Genomic DNA, 249 nt, shown 5'->3' on the forward strand with positions numbered 1-249 from the left:
CCGATGTTCATCGCGATGGACCGGCCCAAGCACACCGGCCAGCGCCGCACCGTCGCGCCGGCGTTCACGCCGTCTGAGATGGTGCGCATGTCGACCGACATCCGCCGCCGCACGGCCGAGATTCTCGACAGCCTCGACTGGGGCAAGACCTTTGATTGGGTCGATACCGTCTCGATCGAGCTGACGACGCAGATGCTCGCCATCCTGTTCGATTTTCCGTGGGAAGATCGCCGCAAGCTGACTTTCTGG

Annotated in this window: 1 pseudogene; it reads left to right on the forward strand. The window is 63.5% G+C overall.

Going from position 1 to position 249, the window contains the following annotated elements:
* Positions 1 to 249, forward strand: a pseudogene (locus tag ACZ3GY_RS24535) (cytochrome P450); the annotation flags it as partial.

The organism is Pseudomonas sp. PME37.24/006 (genome assembly GCF_055556635.1).